General features: G+C 70.5%; 33 protein-coding genes and 4 pseudogenes. 18 read left to right on the top strand and 19 right to left on the bottom strand.

From position 1 onward, the window contains the following. Positions 1-142: 142 nt before the first annotated feature. Entirely contained in the window at positions 143-544 is a 402-nt protein-coding gene (locus ASD33_RS19240; RefSeq protein WP_079044872.1) for a CBS domain-containing protein, read from the top strand. A 49-nt stretch (positions 545-593) separates the two neighbouring features. Continuing rightward, positions 594-905: an SCO5918 family protein gene (locus ASD33_RS19235; RefSeq protein ID WP_056561751.1), complete on the top strand. Its 312-nt coding sequence runs from the start codon at positions 594-596 to the stop codon at positions 903-905. 115 nt (positions 906-1,020) lie between these two features. Here the strand turns inward: ASD33_RS19235 and ASD33_RS19230 are convergent, their stop codons facing one another. The 5 genes and pseudogenes from ASD33_RS19230 to ASD33_RS19215 all read right to left on the bottom strand — a co-directional run bounded on the left by ASD33_RS19230 (position 1,021) and on the right by ASD33_RS19215 (position 3,042). After that, positions 1,021-1,344 carry a hypothetical protein gene (locus ASD33_RS19230; protein ID WP_056561757.1) on the bottom strand — a complete coding sequence of 108 codons (324 nt, stop codon included), beginning with the start codon at positions 1,342-1,344 and terminating at the stop codon, positions 1,021-1,023. An 85-nt stretch (positions 1,345-1,429) separates the two neighbouring features. Next, a pseudogene (locus tag ASD33_RS36340) lies at positions 1,430-1,555 on the bottom strand (ATP-binding protein); the annotation flags it as partial. A 15-nt stretch (positions 1,556-1,570) separates the two neighbouring features. Then, positions 1,571-1,969 (bottom strand): DUF2267 domain-containing protein, encoded by a 399-nt coding sequence (locus ASD33_RS19225; protein WP_056561756.1) that lies wholly within the window; start codon positions 1,967-1,969, stop codon positions 1,571-1,573. A gap of 148 nt (positions 1,970-2,117) precedes the next feature. Next, positions 2,118-2,516, bottom strand: coding sequence for a DUF2267 domain-containing protein (locus ASD33_RS19220; RefSeq protein WP_056561749.1), 399 nt, complete (start codon positions 2,514-2,516; stop codon positions 2,118-2,120). Between the two features lie 91 nt (positions 2,517-2,607). Beyond that, complete coding sequence (locus ASD33_RS19215) at positions 2,608-3,042, bottom strand: Hsp20/alpha crystallin family protein (protein WP_056561747.1); 435 nt, start codon at positions 3,040-3,042, stop codon at positions 2,608-2,610. Positions 3,043-3,175: 133 nt separating this feature from the next. On the opposite strand from ASD33_RS19215, the gene ASD33_RS19210 reads away from it, so the two are divergent. From ASD33_RS19210 to ASD33_RS19200, 3 genes are all read left to right on the top strand, one after another. Beyond that, positions 3,176-3,829: a hypothetical protein gene (locus tag ASD33_RS19210; RefSeq protein ID WP_056561746.1), complete on the top strand. Its 654-nt coding sequence runs from the start codon at positions 3,176-3,178 to the stop codon at positions 3,827-3,829. Positions 3,830-4,054: 225 nt separating this feature from the next. After that, positions 4,055-4,690, top strand: coding sequence for a carbonic anhydrase (locus ASD33_RS19205; RefSeq protein ID WP_056561745.1), 636 nt, complete (start codon positions 4,055-4,057; stop codon positions 4,688-4,690). Continuing rightward, positions 4,687-5,331 carry an L-threonylcarbamoyladenylate synthase gene (locus ASD33_RS19200; RefSeq protein ID WP_056561743.1) on the top strand — a complete coding sequence of 215 codons (645 nt, stop codon included), beginning with the start codon at positions 4,687-4,689 and terminating at the stop codon, positions 5,329-5,331. Before ASD33_RS19205 ends, ASD33_RS19200 begins: the two co-directional genes overlap by 4 nt. A gap of 298 nt (positions 5,332-5,629) precedes the next feature. On the opposite strand, the gene ASD33_RS19195 is transcribed toward ASD33_RS19200, so the two are convergent. Further along, complete coding sequence (locus ASD33_RS19195; RefSeq protein WP_056561755.1) at positions 5,630-6,019, bottom strand: hypothetical protein; 390 nt, start codon at positions 6,017-6,019, stop codon at positions 5,630-5,632. 264 nt (positions 6,020-6,283) lie between these two features. Here ASD33_RS19195 and ASD33_RS19190 point away from each other — a divergent pair, with 264 nt between their 5' ends. After that, a complete protein-coding gene (locus tag ASD33_RS19190; protein ID WP_056561741.1) occupies positions 6,284-6,676 on the top strand; it encodes an STAS domain-containing protein in 393 nt (130 codons plus the stop codon). Between the two features lie 278 nt (positions 6,677-6,954). Here the strand turns inward: ASD33_RS19190 and ASD33_RS36335 are convergent. From ASD33_RS36335 to ASD33_RS19180, 3 genes and pseudogenes are all read right to left on the bottom strand, one after another. Further along, positions 6,955-7,100 (bottom strand): annotated as a pseudogene (locus ASD33_RS36335) (ATP-binding protein); the annotation flags it as partial. 341 nt (positions 7,101-7,441) lie between these two features. Further along, the gene (locus tag ASD33_RS19185) at positions 7,442-8,794 is read right to left on the bottom strand and encodes an MFS transporter (protein WP_056561740.1); all 1,353 of its coding nucleotides are present in this window, start codon (positions 8,792-8,794) and stop codon (positions 7,442-7,444) included. 100 nt (positions 8,795-8,894) lie between these two features. After that, positions 8,895-9,239, bottom strand: a complete 345-nt coding sequence (locus ASD33_RS19180) for a metalloregulator ArsR/SmtB family transcription factor (protein WP_056561739.1) — start codon at positions 9,237-9,239, stop codon at positions 8,895-8,897. 708 nt (positions 9,240-9,947) lie between these two features. Between ASD33_RS19180 and ASD33_RS19170 the strand changes: the two are divergent. Beyond that, positions 9,948-10,236: pseudogene (locus ASD33_RS19170) on the top strand (hypothetical protein); the annotation flags it as partial. Positions 10,237-10,529: 293 nt separating this feature from the next. Next, positions 10,530-11,729 (top strand): PP2C family protein-serine/threonine phosphatase, encoded by a 1,200-nt coding sequence (locus ASD33_RS19165; RefSeq protein WP_056561737.1) that lies wholly within the window; start codon positions 10,530-10,532, stop codon positions 11,727-11,729. A 72-nt stretch (positions 11,730-11,801) separates the two neighbouring features. Here ASD33_RS19165 and ASD33_RS19160 read toward each other — a convergent pair whose 3' ends face one another. Beyond that, positions 11,802-12,296 carry a DUF5994 family protein gene (locus ASD33_RS19160; protein WP_056561735.1) on the bottom strand — a complete coding sequence of 165 codons (495 nt, stop codon included), beginning with the start codon at positions 12,294-12,296 and terminating at the stop codon, positions 11,802-11,804. Positions 12,297-12,577: 281 nt separating this feature from the next. Here ASD33_RS19160 and ASD33_RS19155 point away from each other — a divergent pair, with 281 nt between their 5' ends. From ASD33_RS19155 to ASD33_RS19140, 4 genes are all read left to right on the top strand, one after another. Further along, positions 12,578-13,132, top strand: coding sequence for a DUF5994 family protein (locus ASD33_RS19155; RefSeq protein WP_056561733.1), 555 nt, complete (start codon positions 12,578-12,580; stop codon positions 13,130-13,132). Positions 13,133-13,136: 4 nt separating this feature from the next. Continuing rightward, positions 13,137-13,346, top strand: coding sequence for a hypothetical protein (locus ASD33_RS19150; protein ID WP_056561731.1), 210 nt, complete (start codon positions 13,137-13,139; stop codon positions 13,344-13,346). A gap of 105 nt (positions 13,347-13,451) precedes the next feature. Beyond that, positions 13,452-13,718 carry a hypothetical protein gene (locus ASD33_RS19145; protein WP_056561729.1) on the top strand — a complete coding sequence of 89 codons (267 nt, stop codon included), beginning with the start codon at positions 13,452-13,454 and terminating at the stop codon, positions 13,716-13,718. Positions 13,719-13,757: 39 nt separating this feature from the next. Beyond that, positions 13,758-14,030 carry a hypothetical protein gene (locus ASD33_RS19140; RefSeq protein ID WP_056561725.1) on the top strand — a complete coding sequence of 91 codons (273 nt, stop codon included), beginning with the start codon at positions 13,758-13,760 and terminating at the stop codon, positions 14,028-14,030. Positions 14,031-14,054: 24 nt separating this feature from the next. Here the strand turns inward: ASD33_RS19140 and ASD33_RS35495 are convergent, their stop codons facing one another. Beyond that, positions 14,055-14,873, bottom strand: a complete 819-nt coding sequence (locus tag ASD33_RS35495) for a hypothetical protein (RefSeq protein WP_063991974.1) — start codon at positions 14,871-14,873, stop codon at positions 14,055-14,057. A gap of 87 nt (positions 14,874-14,960) precedes the next feature. Continuing rightward, positions 14,961-15,170: pseudogene (locus ASD33_RS36330) on the bottom strand (site-specific integrase); the annotation flags it as partial. A 903-nt stretch (positions 15,171-16,073) separates the two neighbouring features. Here ASD33_RS36330 and ASD33_RS19130 point away from each other — a divergent pair. Both ASD33_RS19130 and ASD33_RS19125 read left to right on the top strand, forming a co-directional pair. After that, entirely contained in the window at positions 16,074-16,412 is a 339-nt protein-coding gene (locus tag ASD33_RS19130) for a MerR family transcriptional regulator (RefSeq protein ID WP_056561720.1), read from the top strand. 156 nt (positions 16,413-16,568) lie between these two features. Further along, positions 16,569-16,790, top strand: coding sequence for a hypothetical protein (locus tag ASD33_RS19125; protein ID WP_056561718.1), 222 nt, complete (start codon positions 16,569-16,571; stop codon positions 16,788-16,790). 718 nt (positions 16,791-17,508) lie between these two features. Here ASD33_RS19125 and ASD33_RS19115 read toward each other — a convergent pair. After that, positions 17,509-18,144, bottom strand: a complete 636-nt coding sequence (locus ASD33_RS19115; RefSeq protein ID WP_056561715.1) for a TetR/AcrR family transcriptional regulator — start codon at positions 18,142-18,144, stop codon at positions 17,509-17,511. 128 nt (positions 18,145-18,272) lie between these two features. Between ASD33_RS19115 and ASD33_RS19110 the strand changes: the two genes are divergently transcribed. Together ASD33_RS19110 and ASD33_RS19105 are read left to right on the top strand one after the other, a co-directional pair. Continuing rightward, positions 18,273-19,214, top strand: a complete 942-nt coding sequence (locus ASD33_RS19110) for an alpha/beta hydrolase (protein WP_056561713.1) — start codon at positions 18,273-18,275, stop codon at positions 19,212-19,214. A gap of 33 nt (positions 19,215-19,247) precedes the next feature. Continuing rightward, positions 19,248-20,063, top strand: coding sequence for a DUF6585 family protein (locus ASD33_RS19105; RefSeq protein WP_157870052.1), 816 nt, complete (start codon positions 19,248-19,250; stop codon positions 20,061-20,063). Positions 20,064-20,136: 73 nt separating this feature from the next. On the opposite strand, the gene ASD33_RS19100 is transcribed toward ASD33_RS19105, so the two are convergent. Continuing rightward, the gene (locus ASD33_RS19100; RefSeq protein ID WP_056561706.1) at positions 20,137-20,790 is read right to left on the bottom strand and encodes a TetR/AcrR family transcriptional regulator; all 654 of its coding nucleotides are present in this window, start codon (positions 20,788-20,790) and stop codon (positions 20,137-20,139) included. A gap of 138 nt (positions 20,791-20,928) precedes the next feature. Between ASD33_RS19100 and ASD33_RS19095 the strand changes: the two genes are divergently transcribed. Further along, the gene (locus ASD33_RS19095; protein ID WP_056561702.1) at positions 20,929-21,327 is read left to right on the top strand and encodes a VOC family protein; all 399 of its coding nucleotides are present in this window, start codon (positions 20,929-20,931) and stop codon (positions 21,325-21,327) included. Between the two features lie 41 nt (positions 21,328-21,368). Here the strand turns inward: ASD33_RS19095 and ASD33_RS35810 are convergent, their stop codons facing one another. The 5 genes from ASD33_RS35810 to ASD33_RS19075 all read right to left on the bottom strand — a co-directional run bounded on the left by ASD33_RS35810 (position 21,369) and on the right by ASD33_RS19075 (position 23,592). Then, positions 21,369-21,542 (bottom strand): hypothetical protein, encoded by a 174-nt coding sequence (locus ASD33_RS35810; RefSeq protein WP_199863551.1) that lies wholly within the window; start codon positions 21,540-21,542, stop codon positions 21,369-21,371. Further along, on the bottom strand, positions 21,539-21,733 hold the full coding sequence (locus tag ASD33_RS35805) for a DUF1232 domain-containing protein (protein ID WP_199863550.1): 195 nt from the start codon (positions 21,731-21,733) through the stop codon (positions 21,539-21,541). The genes ASD33_RS35810 and ASD33_RS35805 overlap by 4 nt, the downstream gene beginning before the upstream one ends. Next, a complete protein-coding gene (locus tag ASD33_RS35490) occupies positions 21,733-22,089 on the bottom strand; it encodes a Chromate resistance protein ChrB (protein ID WP_157870051.1) in 357 nt (118 codons plus the stop codon). Before ASD33_RS35490 ends, ASD33_RS35805 begins: the two co-directional genes overlap by 1 nt. A 357-nt stretch (positions 22,090-22,446) precedes the next feature. Further along, the gene (locus ASD33_RS19080; RefSeq protein ID WP_056561699.1) at positions 22,447-22,836 is read right to left on the bottom strand and encodes a VOC family protein; all 390 of its coding nucleotides are present in this window, start codon (positions 22,834-22,836) and stop codon (positions 22,447-22,449) included. Positions 22,837-23,025: 189 nt separating this feature from the next. Continuing rightward, a complete protein-coding gene (locus ASD33_RS19075) occupies positions 23,026-23,592 on the bottom strand; it encodes a TetR/AcrR family transcriptional regulator (protein WP_056561697.1) in 567 nt (188 codons plus the stop codon). Between the two features lie 151 nt (positions 23,593-23,743). Between ASD33_RS19075 and ASD33_RS19070 the strand changes: the two genes are divergently transcribed. Beyond that, positions 23,744-25,285, top strand: a complete 1,542-nt coding sequence (locus tag ASD33_RS19070; RefSeq protein WP_079044870.1) for an MFS transporter — start codon at positions 23,744-23,746, stop codon at positions 25,283-25,285. The last annotated feature ends 305 nt before the right edge of the window (positions 25,286-25,590 follow it).

Raw genomic sequence — 25,590 nt, 5'->3', positions numbered from 1 at the left:
CCCCGCAAGCGCACGACCGGCCGCGGCCGACGCGGACCCGCCTCGGCAGCGAGGCGCGCCGGCGGACGACGTTCCGCCGCCGCCGCGGCGGCCTGAGCCGTACGTGATCCGGAAGCTGACCCATCTCTTCAGGAGGCACGTTGTGACGCTGGTCCAGATGCAGTCCCGCCCGACGCACCCCGCCCCCGCGCACCTGACGGCGGCCGACGCCGTGGACACGGCCGGACCGCAGGTCTGCGACGACATGACCGTCGAGGTAGCCCTCTCGGTCATGGCCGGAGCCCGCACCGGGCACTTGCTCGTCTGCGACAACGACGGCCTGTGCACCGGCCTGTTCACCCGGGCCCAGCTCACCACCGTCCGCGACAGCCCCGCGTACACGGACCGGCTCCAGCTGCGCGACCTCTCCGGCGACGGCGGGCCGCTCACCTCGGCCACCGCCTTGACGATCGGGCCGGCCGTACGTCCCCGGGGCGTCACCCTGTCCGTGGGCGGACAGGGTGACGCTCCGGGCGCCCCCGCGCCCACCCTCGTCCCCGCGTGAACCGCCTCACCACGGCGGAACCATCCCCTTCCTCTCCCTGTGAGGCATCGTGCGCTGTGTCATCGCCCGCTTCCCTTTCGACCTCACCAAGAGCGGCGTCCTGGACGCCATGAAGGGCGTCAAGCCCGAGGAGGTCGTCGGCGAGTCCGTGATCATCGGCCGCCGCACCTACCCCGTCAAGCAGGTCGGCCAGGTCATCACCCGCCAGGACCGCCGCGACTTCAGCGCCGGTGAAGTCCTCCGCGCCATGACCAAGCTCGGCTTCACCTGCCGCGGCCTCCCCCAGAACACCGCGCCCGCCCGCGCCCTCAACCCCCTCCAGCACGCCTCCGCCATGCTCGGCACCCCGGCGGCGGCCTGACCGTGACCCACGGGCGACCGTGAGCTGACCCCCGAACAGCCAAGAGGGCCCGACCGGCACCCGCCGGTCGGGCCCTGTCGCCTATCGGTGGGCAGGTGTCTCTACGGGCGCGAAGTCAGTGATCGGAATAGCTGAAGTCACCCATGGTCCAGGCGCTGACGTCCGCGATCGAGACGCGGTACATCCCGCCTGTCTCCGGGATCCCCACGGTGTCCTGAAGGATTCGCGCCATGTGGAAGGGCAGATGTGTGGGCGGCCCGTCCCTCCGTGCCGCAGCGGTGAAGACGGCGGAGAACCCTCCCAGGCGGGCGGAGTCCGCCAGGACCTCCGAGACCCGCTGCCTCCACAGCGCTTCGGGCGCCAGCCGACCGGTGATGACAGCGCCACCGGTGACCACGGTCAGGGACATCTGATTGCTCTGCCCGGACTCCACCAGCATGGCGACGTCAATGAGCAGGTTCGTCAAGCTTCGACATGAAAGCCGATCCTATTCAGGGGTCGTCCGGTCCCCTCAACTGGTCGCGCTATCGGGCGAGAAGGGCAGTCACCGTCTTCCCACCAGAGGCACGCCGCATGACCGAGGTCGCTCTGGCTAGTCGGTTGACCATGGGCCAGCCGAAGCCTCCGGTGACGCCGTTCAGGTGGGGGGTGCACAGCGGGACGGGTCAGTAGGCGCCGGTCCTGTGCCGTGGCTGGTGGAGTTCGGCTTTGCCGAAGAGGAGGGCGTAGCCGGAGGGGAGCTGGTTGATGATGCGGTCGAGGAGTTCGGGTCCGACGAGCTGGGATACGGCGGCGAAGACGGCGCCGACGTTCCAGCGAGCGCCGGCGGGTGTGCTGCCGGCGCGTTGGGCGAGGTCCTTGACGAACTCCCACCCGGTGAGGGGTGTGACGGCGGGGACCTGGGCGGTGAGGACGAGGGCGGCCTCGACGGGGAGACGCGCGGCGAGGTCGACGCGTTCGTCGCCGACGAGCTGGCGTCCCAGCGCGGCAAGCACGCAGTGGACGGCTTCGTCGGCGCGTTCGAGGGTCGGGTAGGCGCCCTCGTAGCGCACACGGTCGAGCATCTGGGAGTAGTGCGGCGCGCTGGTGACGCTCCCGTGGGCGGGGGCCGTCGTGGTCTCGGTCTGAAGAGGCATGCCGGTGGAGATCGCCGTTCTCTTCGGGCCCGGTCCGTGGACCGGGCGGAGCGAACACATTCCAAGAGGTGCCGGCTTACCGGGGGTGGTGCGGCTGGCCGAAGAGGAGGTCGTAGCCGGGTGGGAGCTGCAGGAGTATCCGGGCGGTCAGTTCCTCGCCGGCCGCGTCGGCGGCGACGCTGAGGACGGCGCTGACGTCCCAGGCCGCGGTCCGCTCGGTGGCTCCTTCGATCCAGGCTGCCGTCGCTCGCACGAAGCGTTCCGGTGAGAGGGGCTCGGTGGCCTGGAGTGGGTTGAGGAGCACCAGGGCGAAGGTCTCCGGCAGGCGGGCGGCGAGCTCGGCCCGCACATCACCGACCAGATGGGCACCGAGCAACGCCAGCACGGTGCGGGCGGCGCGTTCGGCCTCCTGTGGCGAGCTATAGTCGCCGCGCTCCTGGACCTTGTCGAGAAAAGCCTGCCATCGCAGTCTCATCACGACCCCCTTTCGCATACGCGGATACGGGGAGCGGAGGTCGGAGGAGGGGGAAAGGCTTCCGCCCTCCGCTCCCGGTCTTCCCCGCGGCTCAGCCGCTGATCTGCTTGCGGTCGCCGCCCCGGCCGACGGTGATCTTGCGGGGCTTCGCACGCTCGGCGATCGGAATGCGCAGCGTGAGCACGCCCGCCTCGTAGTCGGCCGTGATCTTCTCGGTGTCGAGCGTGTCGGCCAGCATCAGCTGCCGGGAGAAGACGCCGAGAGGCCGCTCGGACAGCTCCATCTGCACGTCGTCGGTCTTCGCGACGGGGCGGCGCTCGGCCTTGACCGTCAGCATGTTCCGCTCGACGTCGATGTCGATCGCGTCCAGTGCGACGCCGGGCAGGTCGAGGGCGATGACGTAGACGTCACCCTCACGGTAGGCGTCCATCGGTACCGCGGAGGGCCGTGACCAGGTCCCGGTGGTACCCAGCATCTGCTGGGTGAGACGGTCGAGCTCGCGGAACGGGTCGGTGCGCATCAACATCGCGAAACACCTCCAGTGGGATCAGGCAGTGACTGCCAATGCGCTGCATCTGCCACCCGTTGTAGCATGTCATCCGAACGACGACAAGCTAGATGTCAACGGATGGACGACATGCCGAAGAGGACGTGATCCTGTGACAGGAGCCGACCAACCGGTCACCTTTCCCGCGGCACTCGCCGCCCTGGCCACGATCGACGAAGCCGTACGTGCGGCCCGGTCCGCGATCGCCCCCGAGAGGACCCAGCACGGCTCCTCGGAGGAAGCGCTCACCGCGCTCCTCCTCCTGCGTGAGCTGCGCGAACAGCTCGCCGCATGGGAGCCCTGCTTCATCGAGGCCGCCCGCGACGCCGGTGCCAGCTGGGCCGACCTCGCCCACCCCCTCGGCGTCACCAGCCGACAGGCCGCCGAACGCCGCTACCTCCGCGTACGCCCCGGCAACCCCGGCACCACCGGCGAGCAACGCGTCCAGACGACTCGCGACCGCCGCGCCGCCCATCGCACGGTGACGGCCTGGGCCCGAGGAAACGCCGGCGACCTGCGCCAACTCGCCGGACAGATCACCGCCCTCGACACCCTGCCCACAGACACACAGGCCGACCTCTCCGCAGCACTCGCGGACAGCGACCCGGCCCTGCTCCTCGAACCCCTCGCACGCACCCACGCCCACCTCACCCCTCTCCATCCCGACCTGGCCAAGCGCGTCGACACCCTGATCCGGCGCACCGAAGACCTCCGCGACGAAAGCGACCAACGCCGCGCCTACCCCCACAGCCCTGACCCGGAATAGGGCCGCGGCCCCGGGACGCGCCTCAACCGGGTCACGGACCCCATGCCCTGCCGGGACGGCGCACGCACTCGCGACCGCTCGGGCAGCTTGCGGTGCGGGGAGGAACACCACGCCGACGCTGTTGCCCAGCACTGTGCCGCAGGCGAACGCCGAGGGGACGGGATTGCTGGACGTGGGTACGGGGCCCCTTCGGTGGGGGCGGAGGGCAGATTTTATGCTGCTGCCATGCCGAGAACTTCACCTCACGTGGCCTTCGACGCTCTCCTGTCGGGCAACAAACGTTTCGTAGCCGGGGAACCGGAGCATCCCAATCAGGACGCCGCCCGGCGTACGGAGCTCGCCCCCGCGCAGGATCCCTTCGCCGTCGTGCTGGGATGCTCCGACTCGCGTCTGGCCGCCGAGATCATCTTCGACCAGGGCCTCGGGGACCTCTTCGTCGTCCGTACCGCCGGGCACGTCCTGGGCTCGGAGGTGCTGGGGAGCGTGGAGTACGCGACCAGCGTGCTCGGCGCCCGCCTGGTCGTCGTCCTCGGCCACGACTCCTGCGGCGCCGTCGCGGCCGCCCGCGCGGCCGTGGAGGACGGCCTGTCCATCGGCGGCTTCGTCCGGGACGTCGTCGAGCGAGTCACCCCGAGCATCCTGGCCGCCCGCGCGGCGGGGCTGACCGCCGACAGCGACATTGTGGACGAGCACATCCGCCACACGGTCGACCTGCTCCTCGACCGCTCACGCCTGCTCTCGGAGCAGGTCGAGGCAGGGGAGGTCGCCGTCGTGGGCCTCGGCTATCAGCTCGCCCAAGGCAGCGCACGGCTCGTCACGTCACGCGGCGACATCACCGAAGAGGGCGAAGCAGGCTCATGACGCAGTACTTCGACTGCACCGAGCCGACAGCCCGCGCTACCGGCCTCAGGGCAGCCGTCGCGGCGGTGCGCCAGGGCCGGCTCGTCGTCCTTCCCACGGACACCGTCTACGGCCTGGGCGCCGACGCCTTCGACCCGCGCGCTGTCGCAGCCCTGCTCACCGCCAAAGGACGGGGCCGGCACAAGCCCTCTCCGGTGCTCGTCGACTCGGCCGACGCCCTGGGGGAGCTGGTGGACGAGCTCCCCCAAGGGGCACGTGAGCTGATCGAGGCGTTCTGGCCGGGCGCTCTGACCCTGGTCGTGCGCCACCGGTCGTCCCTGGGCTGGGATCTGGGCGAGACAAAGGGCACCGTGGCCGTTCGCATGCCCGATCACGCTCTCGCACGGAGCCTGATCGCCGCGACCGGTCCCATGGCGGTCTCCAGCGCCAACCTCACGGACCGACCCTCACCCCAGGACTGCGCGGCAGCCCGAAAGATGCTCGGCGACGCCGTCTCCGTCTACCTCGACGACGGACAGACAGCGGGGGTGGTCCCGTCGTCGATCGTCGACCTGAGCGGCCCGGTCCCAGCCCTCGTCCGGGTAGGTGTGGTGGCCGCTGCGCAGATCCTCCCTGTGCTTCCCGACCTGGTCGTGCTGTGACTGACCGCCGGCGCCACCGGCAGTCACCCGGGCCTGTTCACCTGCGTCGAAGCGGCGGTCTTGGAGACGATGAGACCTCCGCCGGCGTCAAACACGTGCCTTGGCCTTCCAACAGCAGCCGACGACGCCGGATTCCGAATCCTGGGCGTGCACAACGACACGACTTCTTCCGGGCCCCTGCCTCCCCTCGCATTGCCCCCGGGCGGGCCACCTCGAGTGACAGGCCGGGCTCGTCGTAGCCTGCGGGCGTGACGAACGGGCCCCGGCCCGTCCGGCCCAAGCCGCCGGCGATGTGCACTCAAGCCGGTGGAGGAACTGCGCGGGCCAGCGGGGCGAGGGCGCCGTAGAGGGCGGCGTGAAGCGCTGCGGCCAGTTCGCGCGCCCGTAGCTCACCTTCCACATCGTTCAGCACGAAGTAGACCGGGCCGGGGGAGGAGTCGGAGCGGATCTGTCCGGTGCGGACCAGCAGGATGACGGCCTCCCGCACCGCGTCGTACACGCCGGCGTCGACAGTGTGCTCCGGAGCGGTGAGCATGTCGGCCTTGATCCTCCACCGGGGCCCCTCGCTCTCCAGGGCGACGAACACGGCCCGCTGCTGCCTGGCCGCCCGGTACGCGGCGTCGAACCCGTTCGGGCCACTGGCGTCCGGGATCCGTTCCGCGGGGCAAGGGATCGGCAGCGGCTCCATGAAAGCATCCTCCTGGGGGAGCCGGACGACCGCCGTCTTGACGCCGGCGAGGAGCACGCCCCTCTGATCAGCCGAGGGAAAGCCATACGACCTCGGGAGCAGTGGTTGCATCCCGGACGCCAACTGCCTCCTCCGGGTGGAATCTTTCCCTCTGAACAGGCATCGGAGCTGGTCACATGGGGTGAAAGGGACGCGTGGCTCGTTTCCTGACCCCGAGTGGGAGACGTTGGTGCCAATGTGAACACGACGAGCAACGTCCCGATAATGCCCACTCCCCACGCCACCCCTGCCTCTGATGTCGCGCACGACCCGGGCGCGGACGCCGCGCCCGGCGTCATAGTCATCTCCTCCTGCACCACCCTCGGCACCACCCTGGTCGTCCACCTCGCAGGCGAGATCGATCACTACAGTGCCGCCCCGCTGCGGGCGCTGCTGGCCTCGGCCGCCGACATCGGCTGCACCGGCCTCGTCCTGGACACCGCTCGGGTCGCCTTCTGCGACTCCGGCTTCCTCGCCGTCCTCGACCGGTGGCCACGCCACGGACGCCGGCTCCGACTCGTCAACCGCTCCCGGCCCGTTCAGCGTCTCCTGAACGCCGCCGCCGCGCGGCAGCAGCCGTCCCGGGCCTGCGCACCGACGTCAGCGGCCACGTCATGACCTTCATACTCCTGACCTGCGTCCCCACCCTCGCAGCGGTCCTCCTCGTCCATCGCGAGCCCCGCGAACCTCGCCACCGCCCGGCCTGCCTTCCCTGGACGACACCTCGCGGGACGCTGATCTCCTGCTGCCTGGCACTCCCACGCCCGGGAACCACGGCATAGGTGGGAAGAGGTGTTGGGGCCGCCAACAGGCCCCAACACCTTCACCACCCTCCACCGGCTGTGCCGTACTGACGCTGATCCATGCACCGGGCCGCGCCAGAAGGGAGGGGCGGCCTATCGGGGGAGGAAGGCTCTGACCGTCTTTCCTCCGGAGGCCCGGCGTGTGACCGAGGTCGCTGCGGCGAGTCGGTTGACCATGGGCCAGCGAAACCTCCCGTGCCGCCGCTCAGGTCGGGGGTGCGCATGCGGGGGGGCTGGGGTCGTGCACGGATACCTTGAGGAAGAGTAGTGCGGCGCCCAGCGCAGCGGCCGGCCAGGACACGGGGTGTCCGGAGGCGAGGTGGTGCCCGGTGATCGCGAGGCCGATGCCGACGAGGCTGAACATGCCCGCCCGGATACGGCGGTGTGACGCGTCGCCCTCCGGTTCCCGACCGGGGCGGCACGCGGAACGGACACCGGCGCTCCATGACATGGCCGCCCCATCATGAACGACACGGGTGCCGGCGGACAGAGGTACCTGCCTGGGTCAGATGGGCAGGCAGAGACCGGAGCCGGTCGGGGCACCGTGAGACGGTCCGGCCGGGGCCGCCGCGGACGGCCCTCAGGCGGCCGTCTTCTCCTGGGCGGCCTCCTGGACCGGCCACCGCTGGTGCAGGGCGTCGATGTGGAAGTCGTGGCGGTGGCTGCGCCCTCCGGCACCGGCGAGGTGCGGGTGGTCCGGGGGCAGCTCGGTGTGGACGTGTTCCAGCTCGGCCGGGTCCTCACGCGGCCACAGGCGTACGGCGGTCACGGCGGCGGCGAGAGCGAGGGCGGTCAGCACGGCGGCCGAGACGGTGAGCCCGGCCTGGGAGGCGAGCCAGCCCGCGAGCGGGTAGGTGATCAGCCAGCAGGCATGGGTGAGGGAGAACTGGGCGGCGAAGGCCGCCGGGAGATCCGGTGCGGCGGCCGAGCGGCGCAGCAGGCGTCCGCCGGGGGTGAGGATCGCCGAGGTCGCCGCCCCGATCACCAGCCATGCGGCCAGCAGCACCGGCCAGGACAGCCCGCCCGCGCCGAGCCCTGCCGCGAGGAGGCCGAGCGTGGCGGTCATGACGAAGGCGGCGGGCAGCATCAGGGTCCGGTCGCCGAGGTGTCCGACGACCCGGGGCAGCAGCAGGGCGACGACCATGGAGCCCGCGCCGTACGCGGCGAGGGTGAGGGAGACGTCGCCGGCCGACCGACCGAGGGTGTCGCGGACGAGGACGACCGTGTTGACCAGGACCATGGCGCCGACGGCGGCGGCCACGAGGTCGAGGGCGAGCAGGGCGCGGAGCCGGGGTGTGGCCAGGAAGAGGCGGGTTCCGAAGGCGGCCTTCGCGTACGTGCCTCCCGTGCGCTCGACCAGCTGCGGCTTCGGCAGGAGGACGGAGACGACCAGGGCGCCGGAGGCGAGGAAGCCGGCGGCGGTGCCGGTGAAGAGCCAGTTGTATGAGATGAGGGAGAGCAGCGCGGCGGCGAGTACGGGGCTGAAGAGGCTCTCCAGGTCGTAGGCGAGCCGGGAGAGCGACAGTGCGCGGGTGTACTCGTCCTCGTCGGGCAGGACCTCGGGGATGGTCGCCTGGAAGGTGGGGGTGAAGACGGCGGACGCGGCCTGAAGCAGGAAGATCAGGGCGTAGACCTGCCACACCTGGGTCACGAACGGCAGCGCGAGCGCGACGCCGGCCCGGGTGAGGTCCATGGTGACGAGCAGTGCCCGCCGGGGTATCCGGTCGGCGAACGCGCTGATCAGCGGGGCTATCCCGACGTACGCGACCATCTTGATGGCCAGGGCCGTTCCTAGGACGGCCGAGGCGTTCCCTCCGGCGATGTCGTACGCGAGCAGGCTCAGCGCCACGGTTGCGAGACCGGTGCCGACGAGAGCGACGACCTGTGCGGTGAAGAGATGTCGGTAAGTGCGGTTGCGCAGCACGGACAGCATGAGGCACGCCCTCGGTCGGCTACAGGGGTGTTTCCACGGTAGCCGATACGTGCATAGTTGCGCACCTATGGATTTGTAAGGTCTGCCCGACCGGCCTGAATCAGTCGTGCCAGGGCTCGCCGCTCACCTGGTGGTCAGCATGGCTGATCGCCTCGACGACCAGGCGCTTCAGGTGCCCGTCCGGCAGCGAGTAGACCACCCGGCGGCCTTCCTTGCGCGTCTCGACGAGCCCCCCGAGGCGGAGCTTGGCCAGATGCTGACTGACCGCGGGCCGGGCGGCGCCGACCGCCTCGGCGAGGGCGCTCACGTCCGACTCCTCCCGCGCGAGCAGCCACACCAGGTGAAGCCGCGTGGCATCGGCGAGCAGAGCGAAGACGCCCGCCGCCAGCACCAGCTCGCGAGGGCCGGGAGTGCGCTGATGCGTACCGATCGCAGCTGAGGACATGTCGCGTGAGGGCATGAGGAAAGCGTAGGCGCACCCCTACGGGCGGCGCTGGACGGATCTGACGCGGGTGCGTGAGCGGACGTTCCGGCCCGACCTCGTCCGGGCACCACTCACCCGGCCCACCCGGCCCGTCCAGAACTCCAGGCCCTCCGTGGACCCGTACGGGAAACGGCCTGGCGTCAAGGCCGGGTGGTCAACAAGCTCGGCACCACCAACCAAGGTTCCCTGTCCGACATCGTGGGGCGGGCACCGGCAACCGGCGGGGAGGGCTGACCGAACCTCGTGCCACAACGTGCCAGTAGGGGCGGTGCACAGCGGTCAACAGGGGGTTCGAACGGGGCGGGCGACCCACTCGCCATAGATCCCATTTCCGCAGGTCAAACGCTATTTGTGCAGGCACGCCAGACTCGCTCGGCGGCTTCCCACGAAGCCGGCGGAGCTCGGCGGCGCAGCCCATGGCATTGTCAGCCTGCCGCTTCACGTCGCGTGGTCCGGGCTGTCCGAGTTCGATCCAGACCAGCCCCGATTGCGGATGAGCTGTTAACGGATCGTCCTGTCCGAGGGACAGCACGATGGCCTGGCCCGCCACCTGAACCGGGAACTGCTGATCACCATGTGGCCTGTGCTGCGCACACTGATCAGCCGGGACATCCGTGACGTCGGGGAGAGCGCCTTCGACGAGCTGGCTCCCGACGCTCAGGCCGCTGCGTGAATCTCACGGACCTGCACCGGCGACTCCTCTCGGATGTCCTCTCCGTGCGACGTCTACCCGCTCGTGCTGACGGGTGGCTACGCCGTCCAGGCACACGGAGTGGTCAACAGGATCAGCCAGGACCTCGATGTCGCCACCGAGAACCCGGAACCGATGGAGAAGATCGCCACCACCGTGCGCATCGGGGTGGAGCAACGCGGCTGACAGGTAAGGGCGTTGGAGACCGATCCGCTGTCCGCGCGCCTGATCGTCACCGGCACCTCCACCAGCGAGGAGTGCGAGGTTTCGGCACCCACCACAACCTCGCCGACCTCCTGATGAGGCTCCGGCTTCCGAGCCGACGGTGAGCAAGGCGATCAGCCAAACCCGGAGCGACTCGTAACCCCTGCGACGACCTGTACTGAGGCGACATTCGATGGCACCCGTGTGGCGTGCCCTGCCGCCGTGGCGCATCCTGATGGCGAGATCGCCGGTAACGGGCCCAGCACCTGTGTCCGTATCCGTGTCCGTGTCCGTGTCCGCCAGACAACAGCCCAGACGCTACGCAGCCCGTCCGCCGCCCTGCGGGAGGGAGCGGGATGACAGTCGTATCACCCGGGGATCCGGATCGCTCGGAGAGCTTCGGAGAGGGGCTGCTGGGCGGGCTCCTGGACCATGCCCACGAGCTGCCGCCCCATCTGGTCGGGCCGGCGCTGGCCGACACGGTCGCCCGCCTCGGGGGACGGGATCCGCAGATCCTGCTCCAGGACTACGGGCAACAGAAGCTGGTCCCCCTACCGGGCGAAGGGCTGGCGGGCGGCGAACCGCAGTCCATCGACGACTCCGACGCCGGCCGGTGTTTCCTCACCTCGCGCCCGGTCGAACTCGTGTTGCCCGACGGCGTACGGGTCCTGCTGCCGATGCTGGACGGGGGCGACCAGGCGGGCGTCCTGGCCGTCACCCTGGACGCCGTCGATGACGACGACCGCCGCCTGCTGCGCAGGATCGCCGGTCTGATCGCCAACATGATGCAGACCAAGCACGGCTACACCGACCTCTTCTTCCGCACCCGCCGCAGCGAACCGATGAGCGTCACCGCCGAGATCCAGTGGTCGCTGCTGCCACCGCTGTCGATGGTGACGCCGCGCGTCGCCGTCGCCGGCATTCTGGAGCCCGCGTACGACGTGGCGGGCGACAGCTTCGACTACGCCCTGAACGAGGACACCTTCCACCTCGCCATGATCGACGCCATGGGCCACGGCCTGGACGCGGCCACGATGGCCACCGTGGCCATCGGCGCGTACCGGCACGCCCGCCGGATCAGTATCGAACTGTCCGAGATCTATCTCTTCATGGACCGGGCCGTGGCCGAGCAGTTCGAACCCGACCACTTCGTGACCGCGCAGATGATGCGGCTGGACACCAGTACGGGGCGCCTCCAGTGGGTCAACGCGGGACATCCCGCCCCCATGCTGATCCGCGAACACCGCGTCGTACGCCGCCTGGACAGCCCCACGACCCTCCCCGTCGGTTTCGGAGGAGCCCAGCCGCAGGTCAGCGGCGTGACGCTCGAACCGGGGGATCGCGTCCTCTGGTTCACCGACGGGCTGATCGAAGAACACGAGAGCGGGCAGGAAGAGTTCGGCGAGGACCAGCTGATCGACTGGGTGAATCAGCTGGAGAAGGCGGACCGAGGGGTCCGCGCGGTGGCACGGGACCTCTCCCACACACTCAAGCGGGCACGTGGCGAAGCCACTTCGGACGACGCCACCCTCGTCCTGGTCGAGTGGCGGGGATGACGGAGGGACGTGCCGTGAGGTGACGGTACGGGCAAGGTGCCGCGCAGGGCGGAAGAAGCCGCGCCATCCGGGTCACGCCGGCTCGCCGCCCTCGGTCGCCGGTTCGTGAAGCATGGCGAGAAGGATCTCTGCGGCCTGGGTGGCGTTGTCGGCGTCGACTGCTCGGGCCATCGCCTCGCGGGCCGCATCCGCCGTGGTGTGTGGCGGGACCACCAACAAGGCGAAGTGGTCGTTGTCCCCACGGGTGATGAGGACGGTGTCGTCGCCGACGGGAAACGAGTCCAGGTGGACGACCCGGGCGTCGATGACGAGGCGCGTCGGGACCTCACCCCAGGCGTCGGCGTCCAGGCCGACTCTTGTGATGGGGCCGAGGTGTGCGGTGAGCACCCGGATCAGGGCGGGCAGCTCGGCTGCGACGTCCCGGGAGCGTGGCCACCAGGCGCCGTCCAGGACGCCTTCGCGGGAGTGCGTCGTCTGCAGCCGGAGCAGTGCCGTGCCGGGCTTCACCGCTCGGTGGATCTCGTCCGGAAGGAGCCTCGGAGGGGTGGGGCTGTCGGATTCGGCCATGATGGTCCGCCTGCCTGCTCGGGACAGCCGACACCTCATGGCCGGCCGGACACCGCCGTGGTCTCACGGTACTCCGCGCACCCGTGATCACGTTCGCGAGCATCGACCGGACGGTGTACCCCGTCGCAAGTCACCTGCTCAGAACCACTCGCCCGGCCACGGAGCGGAGTAGGCTGAAGGCACCGGGAGTAACTCGAACACCCGCTCCCACGCGGACGTCGTTTCCGGCGATCACCACACTGGGCCGCCCTGCAGGGCGGCCCGGAGACGGGTCCGCGGTCATGACCACCACCCTCGCACCCCCTCTTTCGGCGCGCCTGTCGCTGACGCCGAGGACCACACTCGCCGGCCTCTTGGACGGCGCCTGGTGGCCTCGCTCGCGTGACCTCGCCGCCGAGCTTCCGCCCCTGGTCGACGCGCTGGAGCAGCGCTACGGACGCATCACACGCGTCACGGTGAACCCCACCCGCTGGCCCGTCGTCCCGCACAAGGTTCCTGCCACCGGGCACACCGTGCACGTGGGCTGGTTCACCGAACAGGATCCCGACAAGATGATCCTGCTCTCCTACACCGTCGGCCGCGTCGACCTGCTGGTGATTCCACCCGGGACCGAAGCCGCCGCAGCCACCCGGCTCATGACGGCGGCCGCCATCCCCGGCAGCGTCCTCACCGCCGGTCTCCTGATGTCCGACGAGGCCGCGACCGGCCGCCGTATGCGGGACGCCCGCAGCGTTGAGGACGCCTGGGAGACGGACGGCGGGTCCGCCCTGCCGCCCCTCCGGCACCCGGTCGTCGGCGCGCGGATGATTCCGCCGCCGAAGAACATGCGGTGGTGACGTCATGGAGACCTTGATCGCGCTCGCGGCCGTCGCTGTGCTGATCGCGCTCGGCATGCGCCTGATCCACCGGCTCAACTCCCAGCACGACGCACGCATCGCGGCCCACCACTTCAGCGACCCCTTCCCGGCCATCTTCCGGCCGCCCGGCCACGGCCCCCGTACGCCGAAGGAGCAAGGCACCCGCCGTCGGCCCACGGGCACCTGGCCCTGACCGCCTCAGACCACTCCTCCGGCCGAAGGCCGCGGGTGGGGCACCCGACACCCGGGACAACCCACCCGCCCGGCCTCTCGCTCGCCCGTGAAGGGACCACGTGCCTTGTACCCCACCGACACCGCGATCCTGCCCTCGGCCGGACACGCCGAGATCCGTATCGTCGCCGCCACCCCCGAAGCCGCCCGTGCGGTCGCCGAAGTAATCCGCCACTCCTTCGCCGGGGCGGAACAGCGCAGCTACCCCGTTCCCGAGGGCGGCACTCGGCTCCACCTCACCGTCGACACCGAATCCGCCGCAGAACCCGCCCATTCCTGGCTCACCACCAGCAGACCGTCCACTCTCACCGGCACCTACGTCGACGAAGTCTGAGCGGCAGCGGGCCCTCACATGAAGCCAAGGGACTCGATCATGGCGACACTCCGCGAGCGACAGGTCTACCGCGAACGGGTCCTGACCGCCCTCTACGAAGCCACCGAAGGCAACCGTCTCCTCGGAGTCCCGGGGCGGAAGCTGCGGAACGACCTGCGCATCCCGGAGGAGGACTTGGCCGCAGCCTGCACCTACCTGGGCGGCGAGGGTCTGATCACCGTCGACTGGGAGCCGGGCAACACACCCGCGATGGTCTCCCTCACGCACCAGGGAATCCGCCGTATGGAGGCCGAAGAGGAAGAACGCGGCTGAGCCGGACTGCCCGCGTACCCGACGTCATGTCGCTGCCCGGTGCTGGTGACCCACCTCGCGCGCGAGGTCCAGCCCGAGGACGCGGTCGAGGAAGGCGAACGTCTCGAACTTGGCACCGGCCGGTACGTCGGCGCGCGTCGCCACGGTGGCCAGCGTGTCCAGGACGGCGGGGACGCCGAGATCATCAGCCAGCACGTCATGGGCGTGTCGCAGGACATCGGCAGGGATGGGCCTGGACGGCTCCTGTGCCCAGTCGGCCACCAGCTGCCGCCAGTCCCCCAGCGTCCGCCGGGCCTCTTCGAGAGCGGTACCGGCGACCGTGACCGGCGTGCGGTAGGCGTGGCCGAGCATCAGCAACCTCACCGCCAGCGGATCGGTCCCCTCCGGGGCGACGGCGTCCAGGAGCCCCGGGGCCCGGTCCGGGGCGTCCCTCTCCTGGGATGCCGGGCCGACCCGGCCCACCTCGATGCGGACCCCGCCGGCCGCGTCCTGTGCGGCGGTCCCGTGCGCGCAGACGTGCACGTCGGCAGCGGCACAGAGCGTTCCGTTCGGACGGTGAACACCGGCGTCGGCGGGCGGGTGGATGCCAAGAGCGGACATGGCGCGACCCAGCGCCTCGGCCTGCCCCTGCGGCAGGTCCGGCCTGGTGAGGAAAGTACGGGACGGCAGGCCGTGCAGCTCCGCCGTACGCGCCAGTACGTCACCGACCAGGAGCGCCCGCAGATCCATCAGGCCGATCCCGGTGTCTCCGACCGGCAGATGGACGCAGATGCCCAGCAGATGACGGCGTGCGGAGGGGATCTCCACGAGGTGGCCGATACGAGTGTCGACGATACGCAGCATGCTGCGGAGGCTAGCCGTGGAAACCCCCGGCACCGGGGAGGACCCGACCAGGCGGTCGACAACGGCAAGGTAGCGGGCGTGCCCCATCCGCACCCGCGCGTCGTCACCACCGGCGACCTCCTGCCGGCGGACGTCGTCGGAGTGCCGGCAGATCATCGCCGCCTTCTCCGAGGACCGGCAGGCGCAAACCATCGCGTCCTTCAGGGTGGCGCCAAGCCGGGTGGAGAAAGTGTGACCTGTGTGCCGGAGGCCGTAGAAGCGGAAGCCCTTCGGCGGGCCGACGGCGGCGCGGGCCCTGGTCCGGGGCGGGCACGCTCGACCTTCGCGGCGCAGACCGAGTGATCCTCACCATCTGCCAGCCACGCCCTCATGACACACCCGGGCGACCCCATGACCGGTCCGTCGCCAAGACCCAAGCGGACCCATGGATACCTGGCCGCTGGACCCACAGAAATCTATGTCCGCCGGAGTAGACATTGAGCAGTGGCCTCGCTATGGTTTCTCCCGTAGCCCAGAGAGACAGCAGGGCCTGGCAGAGAAGAACTGCCGGCAAGCAGTACAGGTAGTCGCAGTTCGCAGGACGGTGCGGCGGCGGAGCCTCGAAGCCAGAGAAGTTGCAGGACGGCGACGGGACTGGCAGCCGGACCGGGTGGCCCGCAGTGATCAGGGGCCGCCGCAGCGGGACCGCGGTCACGACAGGCGCGGTCACCCGTGAATGCAGTGCGGTGCGCAGTACCCCTGGTGAAGGCGTCGGCTGCGGACGCGCGCACCGGGAAGTTCGGCAGTGGGGTTCCAAGCCAGAGCAGACGCAGGACGGGCAACGGGGCTGGCTGCCGAAGAGTGGCGCTGTCACAGGCCGCTGAGCGGGTTCGCATCACCAGCAGTACCCGCAGTGGATCAGTACCAGCAGTACGCAGTACCCGCAGTAAGTAGTTGATCGCCGAGGAATAACGGAGGAGCGACGCACCATCAGGATCGCCCGGACGGATGTCTTGAGTCCGGGTACCGCAGGACATCGATAGTGAGGTGGTCTCCGGTCAAGCAACCGCGATCCCCGCGGCCCCGGCATTGTTCCGGTCGGGCACGCGGACACAGAAGGCCGGCGCAGTATCAGGGCCGGCACGTGGTGTAGAAGTTCCTTCGGGGTCCTGGTGCCGCACGGCACCAGGACCCCTCCGCGCGTTCCAGAGAGAGGTGCAGATGACAGCAGACGACTCCTACGGCCGTCTCGACGACGACGACTACCCCGCCTACACCATGGGCAGGGCCGCCGAGATGATCGGCACCACCCAGAGCTTCCTCCGCGCCATCGGAGAAGCGCGCCTGATCACCCCGCTGCGCTCGGAGGGCGGCCACCGCCGCTACTCCCGCTACCAGCTGCGCATCGCCGCACGCGCCCGCGAACTCGTCGACCAGGGCACCCCCATCGAAGCCGCCTGCCGCATCATCGTCCTCGAGGACCAGCTCGAAGAGGCCCAGCGCATCAACGCCGAGTACCGCCGCGCCACCGATACGGCCCACTCGTCGGCCGTGGCATGAGGTGAGTTCGTCCGCCGCCGGCATCGACCGACGGGTGCGGCCCGAGGGCTCGGCGGAGGATCGCTCACGAGCAGAGGCTTGTTGACCCTTCTCGGCTACCGCGCGCTGCGGACATGAACGGCCCTGGCTGATACGCGTGGGCGCATACTGGCAGCAATGACAAAGTCAAGTGCACCGAAGCGCTTCTTGCCCACCAGCCCCTTCAAAGCCCTGGTTGCGCCGCCTCCCAAGCAGTTCGCCGTAGGCGACCAGGTCACACACGATGTGCACGGCCTCGGCCGGGTCACCGGCATCGAGGTCGGGATCGCGGCGGTCGTGGATTTCGGCTCAGTGCAAGAGCGGATCTCGAGTCCGTACACCAAGATGAGCAAGCTGTAGGTCCACCGTGCCCGGTCACAGCACGCCAGATCCGTTCACGGACCCCGATGAAGAGGACCCCTGTCATCGACCTGACCTCGCCGTTCTCCGCTCCGGTAGAGACGTCCCCCTGCGCGGCCACAGCATCGCCGCATCCCACCACACATCCCTTCCAGGCGCCCGACTTCGGGGAGATCGAAGCCTTCCTGTTCGACGAGGACGCGCACGTGTCCGCCTCCGGCACGAGTGCGGCTCGACGCGAGGCAGGCTAGCTCCCACCCGTGACGACGGCTTCGGCATCGGGCCACGAGGCCTATCCGTTTCCGTCTCCATCCACGGCGAGCGCCGACCGGCTCCCTGCGGGTGCGACGGACTCTGATGCGTCACCAGGCGAGGCGGCGGGGAACGACGCATGTGCATGGCGGCACGTATGAGGTCGGCCACGAACAGCCCGACGCCGATGAAAAGCAGGAAGAGGAGCCCGTCGACGACGGCGCCGATGATGCCGAGCGCGAATCGCGACGATGATCAGGGCCAGGAAGAGGCGCCACGAGGGGCGCCCTTTCCTGGCCGGACGGGGAAGCTCGGCGGCGGCCAGCTGACCCGGTCCCACCGCGGGTTCGATTCCCGTCATCCGCTCTTCTTCGAAGCCCCAGGTCAGCGACCTGGGGCTTCTTCCTTGTCCGAAACATTTCGGAGACGCGTGCCGTGCGCGTGCCACAAGCGCCTTATCGGGGCGTCAGATGGAGGCCGTCCCGGCCGCCGCCGTCCCGGCTGTCGCGAAGATCCGGTCCAGGTGGTGGCGGAGTACCGCGATGGCCGACTCCGGATTCCGCTGGCCCACGAGGATGCTGGTGCCCATGGCCGCCGCCATCGCGAGCAGACTGATCGCCTCCATGCGCGCGTCGGCGTCCGGGTCGGCCAGGCCGGCCTCCTGCGCCTGCTCCAGGAGTCCGGTCACGGCGTTCTCCGCGGCGTCGGGGTTGTCGATGAACGGCTGGGCGGCCAGCGCCTCGTCGGTCACGGACAGGATCGCGTAGGAGCTGTAGAGCAGGTGGAACGTGCGGCTCTCCTCGTCGCTCGGCAGCGAGGCCAACAGCAGCGCCTCGACCGTGGCGCGCGGCCCGGGATCCGGGCCGGCGGCGGCCAGCCGAGTGCCCACCCTCGCGGTGAAGCGGTCGGTCAGATGCCGGAGGCCGTAGAAGAGGAGCTTCTCCTTGGTCTCGAAGTAGTACTGCACGAGCCGGAGCGAGACGCCGGCCTCGGCGGCCACGTCGCGCATGCCGACGGCGTGCAGCCCGCGCCGCCCGGCGGCCCGGATGAGCGCCTCGGCGATCTGGGTGCGCCGTTCCTCATGGTCCACGCGCTTCGGCATGTGCCGCTGTCTCCGCCCGTTGATGGTGAGTTCGCGATCCAGACTCCCCGAACCACCTTTATGGTACCGCCGTACCACCATCATGGTACGGTCGTATCACGAAGAACGGATCTTCCCGGAGGTGTCCCGTGCCCGAGAACACGACCCTTGTGCGCCGTGATGTCGGCCGCTACGTCAACGACGAGCTCCGCGACCGCTACTTCGCCGCCGGCGACGTGCTCTACGCGATGGGGGCGCCCATCCGCTCCGAGACGGACGTCGAGACCAGCTTCGGCACCACCCACGTCTACCGGTACGGCCCCGAGGACCCCGCGGCCGAGTCCCGCACACCGATCGTCCTGATCCACGGCGCCGGGTACTCCTCCGCCATGTGGTACCCGAACACCCCCGGGCTCAGCCTCGACCGTCCCGTCTACGCTCTCGACACGCCCGGCGACGCGAACCGCAGCGTCCAGCGCGAGCCCATGTGGCAGCCCGAGCGCGCCGCGCAGTGGATGGACGAAGCCCTCGACGCGCTCGGCCTCGACCGTGTCCACCTCGTCGGCTCCTCCTACGGCGGCTGGCTGGTGCTCAACCAGGCCCACCGGCGGCCCGCACGGCTCGCCTCGGTCACCGCCCTCGACCCTGGCGGCCTGGAGAAGGTCGGCCTGCGCTTCTTCGCCTGGGTCTTCGTGAGCCTGTTCGCCACCCTCGCCCCGAGGGCGCTGCGCCCCCGGCTCGCGAAGTGGCTGGACCAGCCGGTGATCGCCGTCCCCGAGATGCGCAAGTGGATCCAGCTCGGCGCCCGCGCGTACCGGATCCGCCGCCCCGCACCCCTGCCGCTGACCGAGGACGCGCTGCGATCCATCCGGACCCCGCTCTACGTCATCATGGGCAAGCACAGCCTGCTCGTACACCCCAAGCGGCAGCTGGAACGCGTACCGCGCCTCGTCACCGGCGCCCGCGCCGAGATCATCACCGCGACGGGGCACGGCCCGCAGATCGACCACCCCGACGTGGTCAACGCCCGGATGCTGTCGTTCATGGAGGACGTCGACGCTCTACCGCACGCGGACGCCGGGCCCTCATAATGGCGCTTCGGTTTCCGGGCGGGGGAGGCTTGGGTGTCGTCGGAGCGTAGTGCCACGCGGGTCCCGCACGCGTTACGTGCCGCAGCGCAGGAGCACGGGCTGGGGGCCCGCAAGGGGCTGGTGCGGAACGAGCCGAAGCGCTTTCCCTGGGGTGCCGTACTGCCGATCGGCGTACTCGGTGTGTTCCTGGGGTGGCTGGCCCTGTCGTACGCGATCGAGGACCAGCGGGAGCAGGGCGCCTGGTACTACTCCCTTCCGCTGATCGTTCTCGCGGCGATCCCCCTGGGGTTCGTGGGGTTCTCCCTCTTCGCCCTGCTCTTCCGTCCCCGGCCGCCCCAGATCTGGGTGGCCTGGTACGAGCACGGCGCCCTGTGGCACACCGACCGCGGAGAGACCCAGGCGTACACCTGGGACGAGATCGCCTCTGTCACCCGGCAGGACATCAAGGTGACCAACGGGGTCACCAGCGCCACCACGCACCGGCTGACCATCACGTCCGAGCAAGGTGCCGAGATCGTGGTCGGGGACGACTTCGGCGGGATGCTCCCGTTCGCCGAGGGGCTCGGCGACGCGTTCGGCCGCGCGCGGGTGCCGCGGGACGCCGCCCGGCTGGAAGCGGGTGAACGGATCCACTTCGGCGTGGTCGACATCGACGTCTCCGGCATCGGGCAGGGCAGCCGCCGCATCGGCTGGCGGGAGGTGGAACGGGTCGATGTGGAGCAGGGCCGCGTGGAGATCCGCCGTCGCGGCGACCGCAAGCCGTGGATGACGCTTCCGGCTCCCGGCTTCCCCAACCTGCCCGTCTTCCTGACCCTCGCCGACGCGCTGCGGCGCCGGCACGGGTCCTGAGGAGTATGCGGCGCCCCCCCCCATCGCGCCCCCGTGCACCACTGGACGACTCCGCCGACGAGCGGCGCCCGGCTCACGCCGTGGCGTAGTCGGCGAGCGAGGGTTCCAGCAGCCCGAAGGCACGGTCCGCCTCCGCGATGACGGTGGCGGAGATCCGGGCGTTGTCCTGGCCCGCGAGGGTGAGTTCCTGGATGCACCGGAAGAGCGTGCGGTGCACAGCGCCGAGCAGGGCCGCGGCGACGCGGGGGGTGATGCCGCCGCGAGGCACACCGGTGGCGTCGGCCAGAGCGTCGGCCAGGGCGGCTTCCCGGAGGTCGTGCAGGTCGCGCAGCCGGGCGGAGAGGGTGGGGCTGTCGGCGACCATCCGGGCGAAGTCGGGACCGGAGAAGCCGGCGACCGGGTCGGCGACCGCGGCCGCGTCGGCGAAGGCACGGCGGAGGGCCGAGAGGGCCGATTCGCCGGCCTGACGGCTGGTCACCGTATCGGCCAGGGAGGCCGCGAAGGCGTCCTGGTGGTCAAGGGCCAGGTCCTCCTTGTGCGGGAAGTAGTTGGTCACCGTCTTCTTGGCCACCCGCGCGGCGGCGGCGATCTCGGCGACGGTGGTCCGTTCGAACCCGTGGGCGAGGAACAAGCGGGTGGCGACGTCGGAGATGAGCTGCCGGGTCTCCTGCTTCTTGGATTCCCGCAGGCCGGTGGGGGCCGCGGACACGGCTCCGTAAGTAGTCATGGGGCAATCTTACACTCGTAGCATTTTTATGTTGACTCCTTTGGTGCGCTCGGACTAAATTTACGTCCGTCGCAAGTTTCTGGCACTCGCCCGGCACCCACGGGTCCGCCCCGCACGAACCACCTGAGGAGAATCTCGTTGCAGATCACCGCGTCCACCCTCTCGCTCACCGTCGACGACGTCGCCGCCTCCCAGCGGTTCTTCACCACCCACATCGGCTACACCGAGCAGGCCGCCGCCGAGGGGTTCGCCGCCCTGTCGCGTGACGACGCCGCGGTGGACATCGTCCTGCTCGCCCGCGGCACCGAGGTACTGCCGGCCGACCAGCGCGACCGACGCGCCTCCGGCCTGATCGTCGCCTTCACCACCACGGGCATCGAGGACGAGGAGAAGCGACTGCGCGCCGAGGGCGTCGACATCACCATGCCGCTGCGCGAGGAGCCCTGGGGCGAACGCCTCTTCCAGGTCACCGACCCCAACGGGGTGATCGTCCAGTTCGTCGAATGGGTCACCCCGTCCGTCCCCACGGAGGCCTGAGGCCCCACTCCGCCAGTCGGCCGACGCGAGGTGACGCCGTGTCACTTCCGGCCGGTCGTGCCGCCCGCGCCGTCGAGACCGGCGAGGCGGGTCAGGGTGGCGAAGCCGTCGTCCGTGCCGGGCCAGTGCGCCCGTACGGCGTCGATGCCGGCTCGGCGTACGACGGAGCGCAGGGTGAAGGCGACGACGATGGCGTCGTCGGCGTAGCCGATCACCGGCAGAAGTCGGGGATGAGGTCGAGGGGCAGGGCCAGGTAGACCATCAGCGCGCCGAGGCGGATCCGTACACCACGAGGCAGCGTCCTGTCGGCGGCCAGGCGGCGCAGCAGCCGGATCAGGTCCGGCAGGAGCCGTATCGCCCCGGTCAGCAGGGCGCCCTCGGGGCGGATGAGGAGCAGGCCGATCATCAGAGCCAGCCAGGTGGCCAGCAAGCCTGCGCCGATCGCGAAGAACATGTCCCACCACATGTGCTGACCTGTTCCTGTTCGACGGCGCGCAGGGTCGCCGATGCGGGCAGCGCACCGCTTCCGGCCTGTGCGGCGATGGCGGCGTCCTCGAAGGCGGCCAGCGCCGTGCGGCATCGCTCGACCGCCTCGCGGGCCGCGATGCCCCCGGGGGCGCCGAAGTGGTCGCGGGCGGCGATCCTGGCGAGCCACTTGTCGAAGCGTTCCAGGTCCGCCTCGGACTCCTCGACCTCCGCGTACGTCGCGTTTCCGCGGGCGGTCTCCTTCTCCAGTTCGGCGAGGAGCCCGGGGGCGCGCACGGAGGTGAGCAGGCGCTCGACCTGACGCCGTACCGGGTCGCGGTCGGGCAGCAGGCACGCCGACTGCGGACCTTGGCGGTCCAGCCGTCGTCAGGCACTCGCCGACCTCGACCGGCTCCCAGCCCGCCCCGGGCAACGGCGTGCTGGTCACCGTCACGGGCACCCTCGCCGGTCGACAACGCCTACGACGAGCCCCTGCGGTTCGTCGAGACGCTCGCCCTCCAGCCGATCCCCGGGCAGCCGGCGGCTTCTTCGTCAACGACCAGATCTTCCGCCTGCTCTTCTCCTGAACCACCGGGGTCCGGGCGCCCGCCGACAGCGGGCGCCCGGACCGGGGAGTGAAGAGGCGGTGCGCCGTTACGCGGGCCAGCCGCCGTACGGCACGGTGATGAGTTCCATCGCGTGGCCCGCCGGGTCCATGAAGTACACGCCGCGGCCGCCGTCGTTGTGGTTGATCGCGCCGGGCTGCTTCCGGTGGGGGTCGGCGTAGTGCTCGATGCCGCGCTGTTCGATCTGCGCGTACGCCGCGTCGAACTCCTCCTCCGAGACGAGGAAGGCGTAGTGCTGGGGGGTGATGCTGTCCGCGGGGATGGTGGCGAAGTCCAGCGTGACGCCGTTGCCCAGGGCGACCGCGACGAACGGGCCCCATTCGGCGGTGATCTCGAGGTTGAGCAGGTTCGCGAAGAATTCCGCGGACTCCCGGTTGTTCCGGGCGTGGACGATCGTGTGGTTCAACTCGACTGACAAGGAATGCCTCCGAGGGCATGTCCCGACACCTCCATGCCTCACCCAGCCGGTGACCGACACGCGATGTCGGCATAGACCATAACCCCGACCGCGCAGTAGATCAAGGGGAGTTGGGGAGGTACGTGGTCTTCCCCGGAGCGGATCCGGGACCGGGTCGGGTCCGGTCGGGCCGGGCCGGGCCGGCCCGGGTCACAGCAGCCGGTCGACCAGTCCGTCGACGTACTCCGGGGCGAGCGGGACCATGCCGAACAGGACACGGACGTACATCGGGGCCATGACGTGGTCCAGCACGTCGAGCGCGTCGGGCGCTTCCTCGCCACGCTCGCCGGCGCGGTCGAGCATGGACTGCAGTTGCCGGGTGCGTTCGGCACGGAGCGCCTCGCCCGCCCGTGCGCCCCGCTCGCCGCTGCCGGACAGGGCGACGGCCAGGTGCAGTACCGCCGGACCGTCGGGGCCGGTGATCTCACGGGCCACCTGGGCCGCGTACGTACGGAGGTCGCCGGCCAGGCTCCCGGTGTCGGGCATCGGCGACCGCGCGTTGAGGCGGGTGAGCACCACGTCGGTGAGCAGGGCCTCCAGGTTGCCCCACCGGCGGTAGACGCTGCTGTCGGCCACGCCCGCGCGGGCCGCGACCTCGCCGACGGTGAAGTTGCCGTAGCCGCGTTCGCCGACCAGCTCGGTGACGGCCTGGTGCACCTGGGCGCCGACGCGGGCGCTGCGCCCGCCGGGGCGGCGGGCTTGCTGTCGCTCGTTCACGCCACCACCTTAACGCAGTTGCCGCTTGCGTTTGCGGGCGGAGCTCCCTACAGTCACCTAACGCAGTCGCCGACTGCGTTAGGTTGCTCCGTCGCACCACCGCCCGCGTCGCACCGGGCCGGGTGCGACCCACGATCGAAGGGGGATCCCGATGACAGCACCGCGTACTGCCTCAGGCGGCCGACCGAACCGGACCGTGCTGCTCGCGGTGACCTGCCTGGGCCAGTTCATGGTCCTGCTCGACAACACGATCGTCGGAGCGGCGCTGCCCGACATGCAGCAGCGGCTGGGCACCGGGCTGACCGGTCTGCAGTGGATCGTCGACGCGTACGTCCTGCTGGTGGCCATGCTGCTGCTGTCCGGCGGCGTCTTCGCCGACCGGTTCGGCCGCAAGCGGGTGTACCTGACCGGCGTCGCGGTGTTCACCGCCGCGTCACTGCTGTGCAGCCTCGCGCCCTCGCTCGGCTGGCTGATCGCCGGCCGGGTCCTGCAGGGTGTCGGGGCCGCGGCGCTGAGCCCCGCCTCGCTGGCCCTGCTCACCGCCGCCCATCCCGTACCGCAGGATCGGATCAAGGCGATCGGGCTGTGGGCCGGACTCAGCGGAATCGGTCTGGCCGCGGGTCCCGTGGCCGGCGGCGTGCTGACGGACGCCTTCGGCTGGCCCGCGATCTTCCTGGTCAACCTGCCCATCGGCGCGGTGCTCCTGCTGGTCGGCCTGCGCCACCTCGACGAGACCCGCAATCCGGGCGCCCCCGCGATCGACGTCCCGGGCACGGTGCTGTCCGTCCTCGGCGTGGGGGTGCTCACCTACGGGCTGATCGAGGGCGGTGCCCGCGGCTGGACCTCGCCGGTGATCCTGGGAAGCTTCGCCGTCGCGGCCGTCCTGCTCGCCGCCTTCTTCGCCGTCGAAGCGCGCCGCTCCGCACCGATGCTGCCGCTGGGGCTGTTCCGGCAGCGGTTGTTCACCGTCTCCCACACGGCCATGGGCGTGGTGGGGTTCGCGCTCATGGGCTCGTCGTTCTTCTTCTCCCAGTTCTTCGTGTACGTCCAGGGCAGCTCGATCCTGCGCGCCGGTCTGCAGACCCTGCCGCTGTCGCTCGCCATGGTGGTCGTCAGCCCCTACGCGGGCCGGCTCGCCGCCCGGTACGGCTTCCGCGTCGTGGTCACCACCGGTCTGGCCCTGGCCGGTCTGGGCCTGCTCGCACTCGGCACGGTGCACGCCGACACCGGCTACGGGAACGTGTGGTGGCGACTGGCCGTCGCCGGCACCGGCTTCGCCCTGACCCTCTCCCCGCTGACCGGAGCCGCCATCCAGTCGGTCGGCCCGCAGGAGGGCGGCCTCGCCTCGGGCATCAGCAGCACCGCCCGGCAGATCGGCGCGGTGCTCGGCGTGGCGGTGCTCGGAGCCGTCGTCCGCGCCCGCCGGTCCGGCGGCGCCTCCTTCGAGACCGGCCTCGACGACGCCTTCCTCGCGGCCGGCGCCCTCACCCTGGCCACCGCCGTGGTCACGGGCCTGTGGCTGGCGAGGTCCGGGCCCGCGGGGTCGAGGGCCGGGGAGTCCGGGCCTGTGGAGTCCGGGCCCGCGGATTCGAGGCCCGCGGAAAGCCCCCAGGCCGCGCAGCACCTCGGCGGCCCCGGCCCCGACGCGGTCACCGGGTCTCCTCCTCGTCGAACGGGTTCCCTGCCGCGCTGACGGCTTCGGCCCGCGTGAGCCGACGGATCTCCATCCAGGGATTCTGGCAGGTTCCCGGCACCGAAATCCGGCGATCTCGCCACCGGAGCCCGAATACCTGCGTTCGCCGTCTGAGCTTTTGACGGCCCTCGCGGGCAGAGTTCTTACCGGCGCCACACAGAGAGAAATTAGTCGCAGCACACGGGCTGCGGCGACGTGTTACTGTCGAACTCAGTTGCAGTTTTGGTACCCGAAAAATCTTCGAGCGTCTCCCGTCGGCCGCAGGTCGCACGGAAGCGCTTTGTATTTCCGGTCGTTTTCCGGGC

Origin of the sequence: Streptomyces sp. Root1304 (assembly GCF_001426405.1) — a bacterium.
Taxonomy (GTDB): domain Bacteria; phylum Actinomycetota; class Actinomycetes; order Streptomycetales; family Streptomycetaceae; genus Streptomyces.
This window is presented reverse-complemented; position numbering and strand designations above follow the sequence as displayed.

Bases quoted from the DNA above. Each gene is read 5' to 3' on its own strand.
- ASD33_RS19230 (WP_056561757.1), bottom strand. From the start codon at position 1,344: ATGCTGGTGGAGTCCGGGCAGAGCAATCAGATGTCCCTGACCGTGGTC.
- ASD33_RS19225 (WP_056561756.1), bottom strand. From the start codon at position 1,969: ATGCTCGACCGTGTGCGCTACGAGGGCGCCTACCCGACCCTCGAACGC.
- ASD33_RS19220 (WP_056561749.1), bottom strand. From the start codon at position 2,516: ATGAGACTGCGATGGCAGGCTTTTCTCGACAAGGTCCAGGAGCGCGGC.
- ASD33_RS19215 (WP_056561747.1), bottom strand. From the start codon at position 3,042: ATGTTGATGCGCACCGACCCGTTCCGCGAGCTCGACCGTCTCACCCAG.
- ASD33_RS19205 (WP_056561745.1), top strand. From the start codon at position 4,055: ATGCCGAGAACTTCACCTCACGTGGCCTTCGACGCTCTCCTGTCGGGC.
- ASD33_RS19200 (WP_056561743.1), top strand. From the start codon at position 4,687: ATGACGCAGTACTTCGACTGCACCGAGCCGACAGCCCGCGCTACCGGC.
- ASD33_RS19195 (WP_056561755.1), bottom strand. From the start codon at position 6,019: ATGGAGCCGCTGCCGATCCCTTGCCCCGCGGAACGGATCCCGGACGCC.
- ASD33_RS19190 (WP_056561741.1), top strand. From the start codon at position 6,284: ATGCCCACTCCCCACGCCACCCCTGCCTCTGATGTCGCGCACGACCCG.
- ASD33_RS19185 (WP_056561740.1), bottom strand. From the start codon at position 8,794: ATGCTGTCCGTGCTGCGCAACCGCACTTACCGACATCTCTTCACCGCA.
- ASD33_RS19180 (WP_056561739.1), bottom strand. From the start codon at position 9,239: ATGTCCTCAGCTGCGATCGGTACGCATCAGCGCACTCCCGGCCCTCGC.
- ASD33_RS19165 (WP_056561737.1), top strand. From the start codon at position 10,530: ATGACAGTCGTATCACCCGGGGATCCGGATCGCTCGGAGAGCTTCGGA.
- ASD33_RS19160 (WP_056561735.1), bottom strand. From the start codon at position 12,296: ATGGCCGAATCCGACAGCCCCACCCCTCCGAGGCTCCTTCCGGACGAG.
- ASD33_RS19155 (WP_056561733.1), top strand. From the start codon at position 12,578: ATGACCACCACCCTCGCACCCCCTCTTTCGGCGCGCCTGTCGCTGACG.
- ASD33_RS19150 (WP_056561731.1), top strand. From the start codon at position 13,137: ATGGAGACCTTGATCGCGCTCGCGGCCGTCGCTGTGCTGATCGCGCTC.
- ASD33_RS19140 (WP_056561725.1), top strand. From the start codon at position 13,758: ATGGCGACACTCCGCGAGCGACAGGTCTACCGCGAACGGGTCCTGACC.
- ASD33_RS35495 (WP_063991974.1), bottom strand. From the start codon at position 14,873: ATGCTGCGTATCGTCGACACTCGTATCGGCCACCTCGTGGAGATCCCC.
- ASD33_RS19130 (WP_056561720.1), top strand. From the start codon at position 16,074: ATGACAGCAGACGACTCCTACGGCCGTCTCGACGACGACGACTACCCC.
- ASD33_RS19125 (WP_056561718.1), top strand. From the start codon at position 16,569: ATGACAAAGTCAAGTGCACCGAAGCGCTTCTTGCCCACCAGCCCCTTC.
- ASD33_RS19115 (WP_056561715.1), bottom strand. From the start codon at position 18,144: ATGCCGAAGCGCGTGGACCATGAGGAACGGCGCACCCAGATCGCCGAG.
- ASD33_RS19100 (WP_056561706.1), bottom strand. From the start codon at position 20,790: ATGACTACTTACGGAGCCGTGTCCGCGGCCCCCACCGGCCTGCGGGAA.
- ASD33_RS35805 (WP_199863550.1), bottom strand. From the start codon at position 21,733: ATGATCGGCCTGCTCCTCATCCGCCCCGAGGGCGCCCTGCTGACCGGG.
- ASD33_RS19070 (WP_079044870.1), top strand. From the start codon at position 23,744: ATGACAGCACCGCGTACTGCCTCAGGCGGCCGACCGAACCGGACCGTG.